The sequence below is a fragment of the Streptomyces liliiviolaceus genome, from assembly GCF_018070025.1.
GTDB lineage: Bacteria > Actinomycetota > Actinomycetes > Streptomycetales > Streptomycetaceae > Streptomyces > Streptomyces liliiviolaceus.
In genome coordinates this window covers 5,884,869-5,900,470 of record NZ_JAGPYQ010000001.1, presented here as the reverse complement: position 1 = coordinate 5,900,470, position 15,602 = coordinate 5,884,869, and the positions used below count along the sequence as shown (strand labels likewise).

The 15,602-nt window shown below is 72.1% G+C and carries 14 protein-coding genes; 5 read left to right on the top strand and 9 right to left on the bottom strand.

What is annotated here, in order from left to right:
- Positions 1-9 precede the first annotated feature (9 nt).
- Together J8N05_RS25715 and J8N05_RS25710 are read right to left on the bottom strand one after the other, a co-directional pair.
- Entirely contained in the window at positions 10-696 is a 687-nt protein-coding gene (locus J8N05_RS25715; RefSeq protein ID WP_247706482.1) for a formylglycine-generating enzyme family protein, read from the bottom strand.
- 73 nt (positions 697-769) lie between these two features.
- Entirely contained in the window at positions 770-1,927 is a 1,158-nt protein-coding gene (locus J8N05_RS25710) for a Gfo/Idh/MocA family protein (protein WP_210886486.1), read from the bottom strand.
- A gap of 149 nt (positions 1,928-2,076) precedes the next feature.
- Here J8N05_RS25710 and J8N05_RS25705 point away from each other — a divergent pair, with 149 nt between their 5' ends.
- Positions 2,077-3,114, top strand: coding sequence for a LacI family DNA-binding transcriptional regulator (locus tag J8N05_RS25705; RefSeq protein ID WP_210886483.1), 1,038 nt, complete (start codon positions 2,077-2,079; stop codon positions 3,112-3,114).
- Between the two features lie 62 nt (positions 3,115-3,176).
- On the opposite strand, the gene J8N05_RS25700 is transcribed toward J8N05_RS25705, so the two are convergent.
- The 5 genes from J8N05_RS25700 to J8N05_RS25680 form a co-directional block, all read right to left on the bottom strand.
- Positions 3,177-3,968 (bottom strand): hypothetical protein, encoded by a 792-nt coding sequence (locus J8N05_RS25700; protein ID WP_210886480.1) that lies wholly within the window; start codon positions 3,966-3,968, stop codon positions 3,177-3,179.
- A 32-nt stretch (positions 3,969-4,000) separates the two neighbouring features.
- Entirely contained in the window at positions 4,001-4,414 is a 414-nt protein-coding gene (locus tag J8N05_RS25695) for a hypothetical protein (RefSeq protein WP_210886478.1), read from the bottom strand.
- 90 nt (positions 4,415-4,504) lie between these two features.
- The gene (locus tag J8N05_RS25690; protein WP_210886476.1) at positions 4,505-6,361 is read right to left on the bottom strand and encodes a hypothetical protein; all 1,857 of its coding nucleotides are present in this window, start codon (positions 6,359-6,361) and stop codon (positions 4,505-4,507) included.
- Between the two features lie 178 nt (positions 6,362-6,539).
- The gene (locus J8N05_RS25685) at positions 6,540-6,749 is read right to left on the bottom strand and encodes a heavy-metal-associated domain-containing protein (RefSeq protein WP_210886474.1); all 210 of its coding nucleotides are present in this window, start codon (positions 6,747-6,749) and stop codon (positions 6,540-6,542) included.
- Positions 6,750-6,874: 125 nt separating this feature from the next.
- Positions 6,875-8,545, bottom strand: coding sequence for an acyl-CoA dehydrogenase family protein (locus tag J8N05_RS25680; protein WP_210886472.1), 1,671 nt, complete (start codon positions 8,543-8,545; stop codon positions 6,875-6,877).
- 104 nt (positions 8,546-8,649) lie between these two features.
- On the opposite strand from J8N05_RS25680, the gene J8N05_RS25675 reads away from it, so the two are divergent.
- Complete coding sequence (locus tag J8N05_RS25675) at positions 8,650-9,387, top strand: PaaX family transcriptional regulator C-terminal domain-containing protein (protein ID WP_210886470.1); 738 nt, start codon at positions 8,650-8,652, stop codon at positions 9,385-9,387.
- A 76-nt stretch (positions 9,388-9,463) separates the two neighbouring features.
- Here the strand turns inward: J8N05_RS25675 and J8N05_RS25670 are convergent, their stop codons facing one another.
- On the bottom strand, positions 9,464-9,808 hold the full coding sequence (locus J8N05_RS25670; RefSeq protein WP_247706481.1) for an ANTAR domain-containing protein: 345 nt from the start codon (positions 9,806-9,808) through the stop codon (positions 9,464-9,466).
- A 352-nt stretch (positions 9,809-10,160) separates the two neighbouring features.
- Between J8N05_RS25670 and J8N05_RS25665 the strand changes: the two genes are divergently transcribed.
- The 3 genes from J8N05_RS25665 to J8N05_RS25655 all read left to right on the top strand — a co-directional run bounded on the left by J8N05_RS25665 (position 10,161) and on the right by J8N05_RS25655 (position 12,569).
- Entirely contained in the window at positions 10,161-10,532 is a 372-nt protein-coding gene (locus J8N05_RS25665) for a helix-turn-helix transcriptional regulator (RefSeq protein ID WP_210886468.1), read from the top strand.
- Positions 10,533-10,693: 161 nt separating this feature from the next.
- On the top strand, positions 10,694-10,867 hold the full coding sequence (locus J8N05_RS25660; protein WP_199854609.1) for a hypothetical protein: 174 nt from the start codon (positions 10,694-10,696) through the stop codon (positions 10,865-10,867).
- Between the two features lie 163 nt (positions 10,868-11,030).
- Complete coding sequence (locus J8N05_RS25655) at positions 11,031-12,569, top strand: MFS transporter (RefSeq protein ID WP_210886466.1); 1,539 nt, start codon at positions 11,031-11,033, stop codon at positions 12,567-12,569.
- Positions 12,570-12,634: 65 nt separating this feature from the next.
- Here the strand turns inward: J8N05_RS25655 and J8N05_RS25650 are convergent, their stop codons facing one another.
- Positions 12,635-15,430 carry a SpoIIE family protein phosphatase gene (locus J8N05_RS25650; RefSeq protein WP_210886464.1) on the bottom strand — a complete coding sequence of 932 codons (2,796 nt, stop codon included), beginning with the start codon at positions 15,428-15,430 and terminating at the stop codon, positions 12,635-12,637.
- Positions 15,431-15,602 lie beyond the last annotated feature (172 nt).

Here is a 15,602-nt window from a genome sequence, read left to right as displayed (position 1 = left end):
CCCGGCGGCTCAGGGCGATACGGACCGGGCGACCCGGAAGCCCACATCGTCGACCTGGTAACTCGGATGGCTGCGGCGCCGCGCGCTCGCGCGGACACTCCAGTGCTCGTCGAACCACCCGCCCCCGCGCAGCACCCGGTACCCCCCGTACACCTCCGCGTCGTAGACGTCCCAGCACCAGTCCCACACGTTGCCCAGCATGTCGTGCAGGCCCCACTGGTTGGGCCGTTTGCCGCCCACGTCGTGGACGCGCTCCTGGGAGTTGTCGCGGTACCAGGCGATTTCGTCGAGCGGCCCGTACCGCGGCCCCGGCGTACCCGCACGGCAGCCGTGCTCCCACTCGGCCTCCGTGGGCAGGCGGTAGCCGTCGGCGGCCCTGTCCCAGTCGACCTCTAACTCGACGCCCCCGCCGTCGGCACGGATGGCATAGGCCGGCGTCAGCCCCTCCCACAGCGACAGAGCGTTGCAGAACCGGACCGCGTCCCACCACGAGACCCCCTCGACGGGCAGCCGGTACCCGTCGGCGCTGCTCGGCCACATGCCCGAGACGCGCGCGTACAGCGCCTGCGTGACCGGGAAGGCCCCGAGCCGGTAGGGCGCGAGCTCCACCGACCAACTGCGCCGCGTCCTCCGGTCCGACAGCGTGACCTGCCCCGGCGGGACAGCGATCATCTCGTTCACCTGGCGTGTGTCCATGAACAGGCAATCCTACTGATGATCCGGTGGGCCCACGGCGCGTGTCGGCACGTACCGCGGGCTTATGCCAGACTCAGTTCCCCGGACTCACCCACGTGCCGTGCTCGGCCGAACGGGCCATGGCGTCCAGGGCGGTCGCGCTGTGGACGGCGTCCTCCAGCGTGGCCCCGTACGGCGTGCCCTCGGCGATGGAGCGCAGGAAGTTGTACGCCTCGATCACCTTCAGGTCGTCGTAGCCCATGCTGTTGGCCGACCCGGGCTGGAACGCGGCGTACTCGCCGTGCCCTGGGCCGACGTACAGCGTGCTGACCGGCTGGTCCTGGAACGACGTGCCGCGGCTGACTCCCAGTTCACCCATTCGACGGAAGTCCCACGAGACCGCGCCCTTGGTGCCGTGGATCTCGAAACCGTAGTTGTTCTGCTCGCCGACCGAGACCCGGCAGGCCTCCAGGACACCGCGGGCGCCGGAGGCGAAGCGCAGCAGACAGGACACGTAGTCCTCGTTCTCCACGGGCCCCAACTCACCGCCGGTGGACCGGGTGTGGCCGGCGGTGGCGCCGGTGGGCCGGGCCCGCTCCGGGACGAAGACGGCCGTGTCGGCGGTCAGCGACGCGATCTCGCCCAGCAGGAAGCGCGCCAGGTCCACACCGTGCGAAGCGAGGTCGCCGAGCACGCCGCTGCCGCCGCGCTCACGCTCGTAACGCCACGTCAGGGCGCCCTCGGGATGGGCGGCGTAGTCGCTGAAGAGCCGGATGCGGATGTGCGTGACGGTGCCGATCTCACCGGCGGCGATCAGTTCGCGGGCGGCGGCGACGGCCGGCGCGTTGCGGTAGTTGAAGCCGACCGTGCCCTGGACGCCCGCCTTGGCGACGGCGCCCGCGACGGCCCGCGCGTCCGCGGCGGTGAGACCGACCGGCTTCTCGATCCAGAGGTGCTTGCCCGCCTCGGCCATGGCGACACCGATCTCGCGGTGCAGGAAGTTCGGAGCGGCGACGCTCACCGCCCGGACCCGGGGGTCGGCGGCGACCTCGCGCCAGTCCCGGGCCGCCGTGGCGAAGCCGTACCGCGCGGCGGCCTCCTCGGCCCGGCCGGGCACCTCGTCGGCGACCGCGATCAGTTCCGGTCGTACGGACAGTCCCGGGAAGTGGTGCGGCACGCGCGCGTACGCCTGGGTGTGCACCCGCCCCATCCAGCCGAACCCCACGACGGCGACGCCGAGCGTACTCCCCATGACTGTTCCTCTTCGGATCGGTTGTGCACTGCTGGTGGTGTGCGCTGCTTTTGGATCGGTCCAGGACCGTTCCGGATCACACTGGAGTTCGTCACAGCAGGTGTCAACCCCTTTGACTTTCCATCGACGCCTGTGGAACGGTCCAATCCATGAGACCGCCGACGATCCGCGATGTCGCCGAACGGGCCGGAGTGTCCAAATCCCTGGTCTCCCTCGTGCTGCGCGGCTCCGACCGCGTGCGCCCCGAGAAGCGGACGGCCGTCCTGGCCGCCGTAGAGGAGCTCGGCTACCGGCCCAACGCCGCCGCGCGCAGCCTCAGCGAGCGGCGCGCCCGTCCGCAGGCCCTCGACCACGCCCGGTCAGGGGGCACCCCCATGGTGGGCGTGCTCCTGAACGACATGCGCAACCCCTGGTTCGTGGAACTGCTGGACGGCCTCAACTCCCTGCTGGACGCCCACGGCCTGCACATGCTGCTGGCCGACGGCCATCTGAACCGGCGGCTCGGCGAGGACCTCACCCGCATGTTCACCGACCTGCGGGTCGACGGACTCATCGCCGTCGGCACACTGCCCGGCCCGGAGATGCTGCGGGCGGCGGCCGGGCGGCTGCCGACCGTCGTCGCGGGTGCCCGCGAGCCGGTGCTGCCCCGCGCGGACATCGTCGCCAACGACGACGAGTACGGCGCCCGCCTCGCCACCGAGCACCTCATCGGGCTCGGCCACCGGCGCATCGCCCACATCGCCGGACAGGGGATGGTCGGCGCACTGCGCCGCGGCAGCTTCGAGGCCGTCATGCGCGAGCACGGGCTGAGCGACACGGCCGTCGTGGAACAGGGCGACCTCACCGAGGAGGGCGGCTACCGGGCCACGGTCCGGCTGCTCAGCGCGGAACGGCGGCCGACCGCCGTGTTCGCCTTCAACGACATCGCCTGTGTCGGCGCGCTGTCCGCCGCCGAGGAACTCGGCCTCCAGGTGCCCCGCGACCTCTCGCTCGTCGGCTACGACAACACCTACCTCGCCCGGCTGCGCCACCTCTGGCTCACCACCGTGGACAGCGCGGGCCACGACGTCGGCCGTCGCGCCGCGCAGTGCCTGCTGGACCGGATCGCCGACCCCGCCCGTCCGGCGCAGGTCGTCCTGAGCGCACCCGTCCTCGAAGTGCGGGGCACGACCGCGGCGCCCGCCTGAGGTCCGCGCCGGCCCGCCGGGGCGAGCACCGGCGGCCCGCCGTGGTGAACACCGGCGGCCCGTCAGCCCTCAGGCGTCTCGCACTGCGTGCCCGGCGGGCAGAACCAGCGCAGCGCCGTGTCCACGAGTTCCCGCTCGTCGTCCGGCCCGTCGGCGTCCGAGCCGTACGCGACCAGCGCGTACCGTTCGCCGTCGGCGGCCGTGAAGCGGTGGTCGATCACGTGCCGGGCGCCGCCGCCACCCTGCTCGCCCGCGATCTCGTCCGCCCGGTACTCGTGCTCGGCGGCCTGGTTCCCGTCGCCGGGGACCTCCGCGAGGGAGACCGCCTCGTACCCGTCGAGCTTCTGCGCCTCCACCTGCGCGACCTGCAAGGACTCGTACGGGGAGGTCTCCATCACCTGGAACACCTGGAGCCGTCGGATGCCGTCCGGGCTGCGGTAGTCGACCACGTCGATGCCGAACTGCGACGACCGGCTGTCGCGCTCCCAGCCCGTCGGAAGCGCCACCCGGAACCCCTCGTCGTCCTGCCAGGGCTCATAGCCCGCGGGGAGGGAGGAGGAGGGCTCTGCCGACGGCGTGCCACCCCCGCCCCCGGACTCGCTCCCGCCCCCGGACCCGTCCGAGGAGTCCTTCTTGGTGTCCGACCGGGCGGCCGTGAAGTTCTGGTAGGGCTCCGGCTCGTCCTTCCAGGCCAGCGCCCAGACGCCGAAGGCGAGACCGGCCACCGCGAGGACGATCGCCGTCTTCTGCCGGACGACCTTCTGCCGCCGTACGTCGAGGTACTGGTCGGGGTGGAAGAGGCGCTCGCGCCGGGACCCGGCCCACTCCTGCCGCTCGGTGTCGAACACCCGCATGCCGCGGGTCCTGCCTGTCACCGTCGGGCCCGTCATCCGAGGAGCTGGGCGATGCCCTGGACCACGGCGGTGGCCGAGGCGACCGCCCCCGCGGCCGCGGCCTGCGATCCGAGCCAGCCCCGGACGCCCGTCAGCAGCCGGGTGAGACGCTCCGGGGGAGCCACCCCGGTGCGGACGATCTCGCTCTCCGCGTCCGCCAGTTCGCCGTCGAGGAACATGTCCTCGGCGCTGCGCTCCCCGACGGGCAGGGCCTCGCGGAGGGCGCGGACGGCCCGCAGCAGCTCCTCGTGCGGCAGGGCGGCCTCCGCCGCGGTCCGGTTGACGGACGTCGCGTGCCCGTGGCTGCCGGTGGCGATCGAACCGCCGCTCATGGAGCCGATGTTCACACTGCCGGATCCGCCGTCCTGCGCGGGCCGGCCGCCGGTGGGCTGTCCTGTCTCGTTCATGTGCTGGTTCCTCGGGGCCGGGGTTCGGATTCGGGCTCGGATTCGGGTTCAGGTTCGGGCTCGGGTGCGGTTTTCGGTTTCTGTGCGCTTCTACGCGCCGGTGCGCGGCGGCGTGCCGTTCGCCGACGCGGGGGCGTTGCCGTGCGCGGTCGCGCTGCCGTGGCTGCCCGTGGCGACGGCGCCGCCGGACATGTCCTGGACGAAGACGCTTCCGCCACTGAGCTGGTAGACGTGCTGTTCGAACTGGTCGGTCCGGTAGCCGTGGGACTGCAGCGCCTCGCGCATGCCGTTCACGATGCGCTCCTGGACCGTCTTGATGTACCTGGTGACGTCCATCTCCTGATACGGCGAAAGATCCGTCGTGCAGGCCAGTTGGCGCAGCGAGACACGGGGCACGTCGGGGTCCGCCTCCCGGTCGGACCACCCGGTGCCGATCTCCCTGATGAGCGTCCCCAGCGCGCCGAGAGCGGTGCTCACCCCGGTCGCGGGGCCGTGTCCCAGGGCGCGTACGGCACCGCGCGCCCAGTTCTCGGGCAGCCGCTCCACGAGGGCGTCCACACTCCTGAAGTCCTTGCGGACCGGGCCGAGTACGTAGGGGACGACCTCCATCACGAGCATGCCGCCCTGGGTGTGCACGCGGACCAGGACGGTCACCACGACCTGCTCGTGCCAGGCGCCGATGCGGACACGGAGGAAGACGCGCCGCCCCTCGCCGCCCTCGTCGACGGCCTCCGTCAGATGGGCGGCGACCTGGGCGGGGTCGTAGACGGTCCGGCCGTCACCGTCGTGCTGTCCGTCCGCCGGTACGGCGTGCGCGTCGGCGCTGCCGCCGAGGCGCAGCAGCTCGTCGCGGCCGACACCGCCCGGCAGATAGACGAAACGGTCGACCTCCAGCTCGCGCAGCCGGTCCTTCCCGGTGAGCGCGGCGGACTCGCGCAGCCGCACCAGCTGCGGCTCGATCATGGCGAGCGCGCCCTCGGCGGTGAGCGGGCCGTGGTTCTGGTGCGGAATCAGCGACCCGTCGGGGGAGGGGGAGAGGGAGCCGGTGTCCGGGGCGTCGGACCCGTTCGGCGGGGCGGAGCGCTTGCGCAGTTCCATCGCGAAGGACCATGCCCGGCGGGGCGAGCCCATCCCGACGAAGGGACTGTCCGGCTCGTACAGGGTCAGTGCGGCCGTCTGCTCGCGGCTGATGCTCGCGACCAGGTCCTCGTACAACGGGCCCGCGGGCAGCTCCGGTTGAGGCGTCGTCCGGAACGTCCAGCGGGACAGCCAGCGGCACAGGGCCCTGCGCCGATTGGTCTCGTGCCACCAGGCGATCAGGGCGATGAGCAGCGGAAAGAGCAGCGGGTAGGGCGTCTGTACGTCACCGTCCAGGACCCCGGCCAGGAACCAGCACCAGTAGAAGACGGCGAACAGCGTGGCGCACACGGTCACCACGAGGCCGAGACCGGCGGCGGCCTTCGCCACGGGGGCGGACAGGCCCGCCTGACCGCCGTCGGTGTCCTGCGCGCGCATGGTGTGGGCGAACCAGAGGCCGAGGGCGACGAACGCGTAGAACTGCGACCACGGCATGGGCATTCCGGCGGTCAGCCTGTCGTCGCCCAGGTAGAACGCGGTGAACACGTCACCGAGGTCGACCTCGGCCCCCATGCCCCCGCGGTCGGCGAGGCTGTCCCAGAACATCACCACGTCGGACAGCAGGAACCCCAGCCAGGCGATCAGCATCAGCCCCGCGGTACGGGACTCCTGCCGCGTGATCCGCACGGCGTGCGCCAGCACGGGAAGCACGTCGACCCCCAGCGGCGGGGCCACGGGACGCTCCTGGTGGACCACCAGTTCGTCGATGACCCGCCGCCGGAAGGCGGCGTCCTGATACGTGCCGGCGCACAGCAGCCGGGTCGCCTCCGTGCGGTCGTACGGATGTTCCGGGAGGCTCACTCCGGCCACGTCGCTCCTCTGTCCCTGATGCGCCCTGATGTGCCTCGATGTGCGGGCTCATGCGCAGGGAAGGGAAGCTAGTGGACGCGGAGTCCGGCTCGTGTGGTCCGCCCGGATGTGCCCTTCGTTAGGATGAAAGGCATCTTTTCTGCTGGACAGGGCGCCCCGTGCGTGCGGCAGACGGGGGTCAGAGCACGGCGGCGACCTCGAAGCCGGCTCCCGCGATGGCCGCGCAGACCTTCGCGCCGTCGAACGCCTCACCCGTCACGGTCACCGACCCGGTGTCGAGGTCGACGTGCACGCCGTTCACACCGAGGACCCCGCCCACCTCGGACCCGAGCTTGTCGGCGCAGCGGCCGCAGGTCATCCCCATGACGTGGTAACGCTGTTCGGTCATCGATCCCTCGTCTCATCCCGGTGTGCACGCACCTGCCGCCCCTGCTGTGGGAGCGGTTCCGGGAAGTCATACGCGCCCGCCGACAGGGGCGTTCAGCATGATCCCCGCCCGGCGAGGGCGCGCGCCTAACCCCGTGCGGCCGTGTCGGGCAGGGCGCGGTCCAGGATCGCGGTCAGGTCCGCGGCGGCGGGAAGGGTGCCGAAGGAGTGGCCCCAGTCGCCGCCGAGCCGGGTCGCGCAGAAGGCGTCGGCGACCGCCGCCGGTGCGTGCCGGACCAGGAGTGAGCCCTGCAGTGTCAGCGCCATCAGCTCCACCAGCCGACGGGCGCCCGTCTCGGCGTCGCGCAGGTCGCGCAGTTGGTCCTTGAGCCTGCCGACGGCCGCGTCCAGCCGGGCGTCGGCGCCGTCTGCCAGGGCCAGCTCCGCGAACAGTGCCTCGCCGGTCTCGGGCGCCCGGCCAAGAGCCCGCAGCACGTCGAGGGCGTTGACGTTCCCCGACCCCTCCCAGATGGAGAGAAGAGGGGCCTCGCGGTAGTGGCGGGGCATGCCCGACTCCTCCACATAGCCGTTGCCGCCCAGGCACTCCAGCGCCTCGGCCGTGAACGCCGGACCGCGCTTGGTCACCCAGTACTTGCCGACGGCGGTGGCGATCCGGCGGAAGGCCGCCTCCTGCGCGTCACCGCGCAGGGCGCGGTCGGCGGCGCCGGCGAGCCGCAGTGTGAGCGTCGTGGCGGCCTCCGACTCCAGCGCGAGGTCGGCCAGTACGTTGCGCATGAGCGGCTGGTCGATCAGCAGCGCACCGAAGGCGCCCCGGTGCTTCGTGTGGTGGCCCGCCTCCACGAGGGTCTTGCGCATCAGCGTCGCGCTCATCATCACGCAGTCGAGCCGGGTGCAGTTGACCATCTCGATGATCGTCTTGACGCCCTGTCCCTCGGGGCCGACGAGCCAGGCGACGGTGTTGTCGAACTCCGGTTCCGAGGACGCGTTCGAGCGGTTGCCCAGCTTGTCCTTGAGCCGCTGGATACGGAAGGTGTTGCGGCTGCCGTCGGGCAGGATCCGCGGCACGAGGAAGCAGGACAGTCCGCCCGGTGCCTGGGCGAGGACCAGGAACACGTCGCACATCGGGGCGGACGTGAACCACTTGTGGCCGCGCAGGGTGTACACGCCCGGCTCCGCGGTCGGCGCGGCGGCCGTCGTGTTGGTGCGGACGTCCGAGCCGCCCTGCTTCTCGGTCATGCCCATGCCCGCCAGCAGTCCGCGCTTCCCGCTCGGGACGCGCAGCCCCGGCTCGTAGACGCGGCTCACCAGCAGGGGCTCGTACACCGCGGCCAGTTCGGGCTGCTTGCGCAGGGCGGGTACGGCCGCGTAGGTCATCGAGGTGGGGCAGCCGTGCCCGGCGTCGGTGTGCCCCCACGCCAGTCCGCCGGCCGTGCGGACCACGTGGGCGCCGGGCCGGTCGTCGGCCCAGGGCGCGGCGGCCAGCCCCTCGGCCACCGCGGTGCCCAGCAGCCGGTGCCAGGCGGGGTGGAACTCGACCTCGTCGATTCGGTTGCCGAAACGGTCGTGCGTACGCAGCTCCGGCTCATGACGGTCGGCCTGCTCGCCCCACTCCTGGGCCTCCTCGCCGCCCGCCACGCGGCCCAGCCTGCGGATGTCCTCCTCGGCCCACCCCGCGCCCTCGCGGCGGAGCCCTTCCAACAGCGCCGCGTCATCGGCCGCGTCGTACGGAGCCAGGGCGGGGGCCTGGTTGGTGACGTCGTGCGTGGCGGACCGTTCCGGCGCGAGTATCGGGACCATGTCCGCAGTGTTGCACTATTTCTACGGTCGCAGCAATGGTGTAACAACCTCGCTTCCCGGCCGCCGTTGCGAGCCGGTTCGCCCGACCGGGCACAATGCCGTCCATGCGGATGAACGAGCCCCGGTCACCGGCCGACCCCGGACTGCGCCCGCTGTCCGCACGATCGGTCGTCCTGAGCCTCCTCCTGGGCGTTCACCCTCCCGGGCTTCCGGTGCGGGACCTGATCCGTAGCGTGGAGCCGTTCGGTATCGCGGGCTCCACGCTGCGGGCCGTCCTCAGCCGGATGGTGACGGCGGGCGACCTGCGGCGGGCCGACGGCGTCTACCGGCTCAGCGAACGGCTGCTGGAACGGCAGCGCCGCCAGGACGAGGCCGTGCGTCCGAGGACCCGGGACTGGGACGGCACGTGGGAGACGGTCGTCGTCACCGCCACCGGCCGTGGTCCGGCCGAACGGGCCGAACTGCGCGCCGAGTTGTCCGGCCTGCGCCTGGCGGAACTGCGGGAGGGGGTGTGGCTGCGGCCGGCCAACCTGCGGCGCCCGTGGCCCGCAGGTCTGACACATCTCACCGAGCGGTTCACCGCCCGGCCGGAGCAGCCTTCGCTCTCGCTGGCGGAGAGTCTCTGGCCGCTGGACGGCTGGGCCGACACCGCCGACTCCCTGCTGGCGCACGTGGCCCGCACGGCACGGCCCGCCGACCGCTTCGCCGCGTTCGCCGCCGTTGTACGGCATCTGGTCACCGACCCGGTGCTGCCCGGTGAACTCCTCCCGGCGCACTGGCCGGCTCCCGCCCTGCGCGCCGTCTACACCGACTACCGGGCGGAGGTGCTGGCGGCGCTGTGAGGCGACGGGGTGTCCGCCGAGGAGCCGGCCTCGGCGTCGGCCGGAAGGTCCCCGTCGGGCGGAAGGTCCTCCGGGTTCACGGCTCCGATTCCCGGGTCGCCGAGCGGAGTGCGGCGAGATCGGCGACCGCCGCGGACAGGTGCTGTCGCAGGGGCTCGGGCAGGGGCTCGCCCGTGACGGCGGCCACCGTGCCCTCGGCGAGGTGGAACAGCTTGATGTTGGCCTTCTGGGAGACCGTGACGAGTACGCTCCACGCCTCCTCGGGATTCAGCCCGAAGGACGCCATCAGGACCCCGCGGGCCAGGTCGATGACCGGCCGCGTCTCCATGGCGCGTTTCAACTGGAGGACTTCGACGCGCAGACTCTGTTCGGCGTCGGCGGCATCGACGATGTCGACGGTCTCCGTGGCGTCACCGGACAACGATCTCTCCTCCAGGGTGCTGTGCTCCGTGCCGTGGCGCGGGCGTCGGGGTGCGTCGGCGGACGAGCGGCATGACGCCGAGGCCGGAGCGTTCGGTCTTCAGGGCTGCGGGGGTGTGCTCGCACGCGGGGCCGGGCGGCCCTTCGCGGGAGCGGGAGGCTGTGCGTGAACCGCCGACCTGCACACGAAGTGTCCGAGCGCTCCGACTTGGTTCCGACATGGCAGCCGCTCCCGGGGCATCCACCGTCACTGTCTCCTCCAGATTCCGCCCCAAATCTTCACACGTCAAGAGATACATGAAAAATCTTTCACCCTTTGGTTTGCGTGAATGGCAGGTCGTATGCTGGGGGTCATGGGTGAAGTACCTGAGACACACACCGGCTGGACGTTCCTCACCAATCACGCCCGCGTGCTGGCCGCGATCTCCGAGAACCAGAACACCCGCATCCGGGACATCGCCGCACGCTGCCGGCTGACCGAGCGTGCCGTACAGAAGATCATTTCCGATCTGGAGCAGGGTGGCTATCTCACCCACACCCGGCAGGGGCGCAGCAACGAATACCGCATCGAGCCGGGGACGATCCTGCGCCACCCGGCCGACGCCGGTCTGTCGGTCGCGGATCTGCTGTCACTGCTCGACCAGCACGACGCCGAGCGAGACACGAGACCCCCCTCACCGCGGTCGGCCCCGGCCCACGAGCAGGACACCCGGACCGACCGCTGACGCCTGATCCACCCGTACGGGGGACCGGCGGGCGCGGCCCGGACGCGCCGGGTTTCCGGGCACCGCTGCGGGGGACCCGGCCCGGTGGACGACAAACGGCAGCAACATGACGCAGCCCGGCCCCGGGTGGGGACAGGGCCGCGGAAGGAATGTGAGGAGTCGTGACCGCGTACGGCAGCACTCAGGACACCGTCCGCCGCCCCGAGACCGGCTGGGCGCAGGCTCGCCGCCGCCGGGTGGGAGGCGTGCGTTTCTGCCTTCCGGCGACGGCCGACAGGGACACCCGCCGCACCTCCGCGGAGCCGGAGGGGAACATCGTCAGGGGCGAGGACTGAGCGGGGCGGAGCACCACGCACCACCGTGAGAGCCCGCATCCCGCCGGCCGTCCCGGGCGTCGCCCGCGGTCCCGGTGATCGACTGGTGGGGACGGGAGCCCGGGGCTAACGTCGGTACAGCGGTCGTCCGGAACCGGACGTCGCCGGAACACAGGCCGATCCCATGACGGGCTCACACGCGACACCTTCCGACACTGCCAAGTCCCCGGAGCGGGGCCACGGCAGCGGAATCGCACTCCTCGTCATCGCCTCGTGCCAGCTGATGGTGGTCCTCGACATCACCATCGTGAACATCGCCCTCCCGCACATCCAGAGTTCGCTCGGCTTCTCGACCGAGAACCTCTCGTGGGTGGTGAACGCCTACACGCTGACCTTCGGCGGTCTGCTCCTGCTGGGCGGTCGGCTCGGTGACATCCTCGGCCGCCGCAGGGTCTTCGTCTTCGGCGTACTGCTCTTCGTGCTGGCCTCGCTGCTCGGCGGACTGTCCCAGGAGTCCTGGCAGTTGCTCGCGGCACGCTCCCTGCAGGGCGTCGGCGGCGCCATCGCCTCCCCGACGGCCCTCTCGCTGATCACCACCACGTTCCGCGAAGGACCCGAGCGCAACAGGGCGTTCGGAGTGTTCGCCGCGGTCTCGGCCGGCGGCAGCGCCATCGGCCTGCTCGCGGGCGGCCTGCTCGTGGAGTGGCTGGACTGGCGCTGGGTCCTGTTCGTCAACATCCCCATCGGCCTGCTGATCGCGCTCGCGACACCCCGCTACATCCGGGAGTCCGAACGGATGCCGGGCCACTTCGACGTCCTCGGCGCACTCACCTCCACCGTGGGCATGGTGCTGCTCGTCTACGGCTTCATCCGCGCCTCGGAGGAGGGCTGGAGCGACGGCCTGACCGTGGGGGCGTTCGTGGCGGCCGTGGTGTTCCTCGCCGCGTTCGTCTTCGTCGAGAGCCGGTCCAGGCAGCCCATCACGCCGCTGTGGATGTTCCGCGACCGCAACCGCGCCGGTGTCTACGCCATCATGCTGAGCCTGGCCGCGGCGATGTTCGGCATGTTCTTCTTCCTGACGCTCTTCGTGCAGAACGTCCTCGGCTTCAGCCCGCTGCGGGCCGGCCTCGCCTTCCTGCCGGTCAGCGCCATCATCGCGGTGGGCGCCGCGCTCGCCTCGCAACTGCTGCCCAGATGGGGCCCCAAGCCGTTCATGACGGTGGGCGCGATCCTGTCGGCCGTCGGCCTCGCCTGGCTCACCCTGACCGAGGTCGACAGCACCTACGCGGGCAGCATCCTGGGGCCCATGCTGGTCTTCGGCTTCGGCATGGGGCTGAACTTCGTGTCGCTGACCCTGATGGCGGTGTCGGGTGTGGCTCCGCAGGAGGCGGGGGCGGCCTCCGGAATCCTCAACGCGACCCAGCAGGTGGGCGGTTCGCTCGGCCTGTCCGTCCTGGTCACGGTCTTCGGCACGGCCAGTCGCAACGAGGCCGCCGACCAGGTCCGCGCGTTCATGGCGGAGGCGACCCCCGCCCAGCGCCTGCGGTTCCGCAGGACCGGCGAACTCCCCTCGCCCTGGGGCGACCAGGTGCTGACGTCGGGCATCTCGCACGCTTTCGTCATCGCCGCGATCTTCGCCCTCTTCGCGGCCCTGGTCGCGCTGTTCGTCATCCAGGTACGCCCCGACGACCTGGAGCGCCTCCAGGGGAACGGCAAGCCCTGAGTGGCCGTTCGCCGGACCGTCTGCCGGACCGTTCACCAGACCGCTCGGCACGGGAGAGCGCCGACTCAGGGGAGCGCTTGTTCCGTCCAGAGGACCTTGCCCGCGGGGGTGTAGCGGGTGCCCCAGCGCTCGGTGAGCTGAGCCACGAGGAACAGACCGCGACCGCCCTCGTCCGTCGAGGCCGCGTACCGCAGGTGCGGTGAGGTGTTGCTCCCGTCGAAGACCTCGCAGATCAGGCTGCGGTCGAGGATCATCCGGACCTCGATGGGGCCGGTGCCGTACCGGATCGCGTTGGTGACCAGCTCACTGAGGATCAGTTCCGTCGTGAACGCCAGGTCGTCCAGGTCCCACTCCGTGAGCTGCCGGGTGACCGAGCCGCGTACCTCGCCGACGGCCGCCGGGTCGGACGGCACCCGCCATTCGGCGATACGGTCGGCGCCGAGGGCGCGGGTGCCCGCGACGATCAGCGCGATGTCGTCGCTGGGGCGGGGCGGCAGCAGGGCGTCCAGGACGGCCTGGCAGGTGTCCTCCGGGGAACGGTCGGCGCCGGTCAGGGCGGTCCGCAGGAGTTCGAGGCCGACGTCGATGTCCCGTTCCCTGTCCTCGACGAGCCCGTCCGTGTAGAGGACGAGCCTGCTGCCCTCCTCCAGTTTGAGTTCGGCCGTCTCGAAGGGGAGACCGCCCAGACCGAGCGGCGGCCCGGCGGGCACCTCGGGGAAGTCGACACTGCCGTCCGGACGGACCACCGCGGGCGGCGGGTGGCCGGCCCGGGCCACGGTGCACTGCCGGGTGGTCGGGTCGTAGACGGCGTACAGGCAGGTGGCACCGGTGATCGCGGCGCTGCCGTCCTCCGTCGCCTCGTCCTGGTCGATCCGGCCCACCAGCTCGTCGAGGAGCCCCAGCAGCTCGTCGGGCGGCAGGTCCAGCGCGGAGAAGTTGTGCACCGCCGTGCGCAGCCGGCCCATGGTGGCCGCCGCGTGCAGGCCGTGGCCCACGACGTCGCCGACGACCAGCGCGACCCGGGCGCCGGACAGCGGCAGCACGTCGAACCAGTCGCCGCCCACCCCCGCCTGGGCGGGCAGGTAGCGGTAGGAGATGTCCAGGGCGCTCTGCTCGGGCAGATTGCGGGGCAGCAGGCTGCGCTGCAGGGTCTCGGCCATGGTGTGCTCGCGGGTGTAGCGGCGCGCGTTGTCGATGGAGACCGCGGCCCGGGCGACCAGCTCCTCGGCGAGGGCCAGCTCCTCCTCGTCGAACGGCTCGGGCTTCTCGGAGCGCCAGAAGTTCGCCACGCCCATCACCAGGTGCCCCGCCCGCAGCGGGACCGTGATCAGCGAGTGGATCCCGTACTCCACGACCTGCGCGGTGCGCTCCAGGTCCTGGGCCAGCCAGCCGTGCGCCTCCTTCAGCGCGGGCGCGACCACGGCCTCGCCGGTGCCGAGGCTGTGCGCCTGCGGGGTGGAGGCGATGAACCCGATCCGCTCGCCCACCCCGTACAGGGGGGCGTCCTTGCGGATCCCGCTCAACGCCGTGCGGCGCAGTGAGGTGCCCGCGTCCGGTTCCTCGCCGCTCAGCACCGCCTCGGCCAGATCCACCGTGACGAAGTCCGCGAACCGCGGGACGGCGACCTCGGCCAGTTCCTCGGCGGTCCGGGTCACGTCCAGGGTCGTACCGATGCCCACCCCGGCGTCGTACAGGAGCTTGAGGTGTTCCCGGGCCACCTCGGCCCGGCCGGACACCGCGCGCAGCTCGGTCGAGTCGCGAAGCGTGGCGACACTGCCCGCCGGTCCGCCCTTGAGGTCCGTGGGGCGCTGGTTGACGGCCAGCAGCCGGTCGCCGACCAGGCGCACCTCGTCGGTGACGACGTGCCCCGAGGCCAGCAGGGCGCCGGTGCCCGCGTCCAGACCGAGTTCGAGGACATGGCGTCCCTCGGCGTCCTCCGGGAGGTCCAGCAGCCGGTGCGCCTCGTCGTTGGCGAGCAGCAGTGTGCCCTCGCCGCCGACGATGAGCACTCCCTCGCGGACGGCGTGCAGCACCGCGTCGTGGTGCTCGTACATCCGGGTCATCTCGAACGGTCCGAGGCCGTGGGTCTGGCGCAGCAGGCGTCTGCTCACCAGGGCCGTGCCGGCCAGCGCCAGAGCCAGGGCCGCCGCCGCGGCGGTCAGCAGGAGGGGCAGCTGGCGGTCCCCGACCCCTCCCACGTTCTCGGTCGTGATGCCCGCCGAGACCAGGCCAACGACCTTGCCGTCGTCGGCCTTGATCGGCACCACGGCCTGCACCAGCGGCCCGAGGGTGCCGGTGATCTCCTCGGTGAAGGACTTGCCCGCCAGCGCCGGGCCGAGGGTTCCGACGAACTTCTTACCGATCCGGTCCGGCTTGGGGTGGGTGTAGCGGATGCCGTCGGTGTTCATCACCACGATGAAGTCGACCTTGGACCCCGTGCGGGCCGCCTCGGCGCGCGGCTGGAGCACGGCCGTGGGATCGGGGGCGCTCAGCGCCTCGCGGGTGCCCGGAGCGTCGGCGAACGTCTCGGCGACGGCCAGCGAGCGGTTCCGCGCCTCCGTCGTGCTGTCGTGGCGCACCTGCAGGACCAGGGCGCCGGCCGCGGCCACGACCAGCAGCAGCACGATCGCCACCTGCAGCAGGAAGACCTGGCCTGCGACGCTGCGTCCGCCCAGCCCCGACCGCGCCCCTGCGGACCCGGGCGGCTGCTCGCCGTCTCCCTGCCGACCGGCCGGTCGGTGGGGCACCTGCTGTGTCCGCCGCCCGTGGGCTCGGCCGGGGCGGTCACGCCTGCGTCGTGCGCGCAGGCCGCTGGGGCGGGAGGTCGACCGGGCCCAGGATCGACCCAAGAATCGGACCATATGCTCATGTCTACACTGCCGGGGGCCAGGAGGCGAGGGGCGCCCCTGGTGTGACGCGTGAAGGTCTTGCCCAGGTGGGCCGGACCTCTGGCGGAAACCCGGGCGAAGGGCGCGTCGGCGCATCGCCCCCTCCTGCCCCGGCCGCCACTACCGGCCGTCCCGTCCGGCCGCC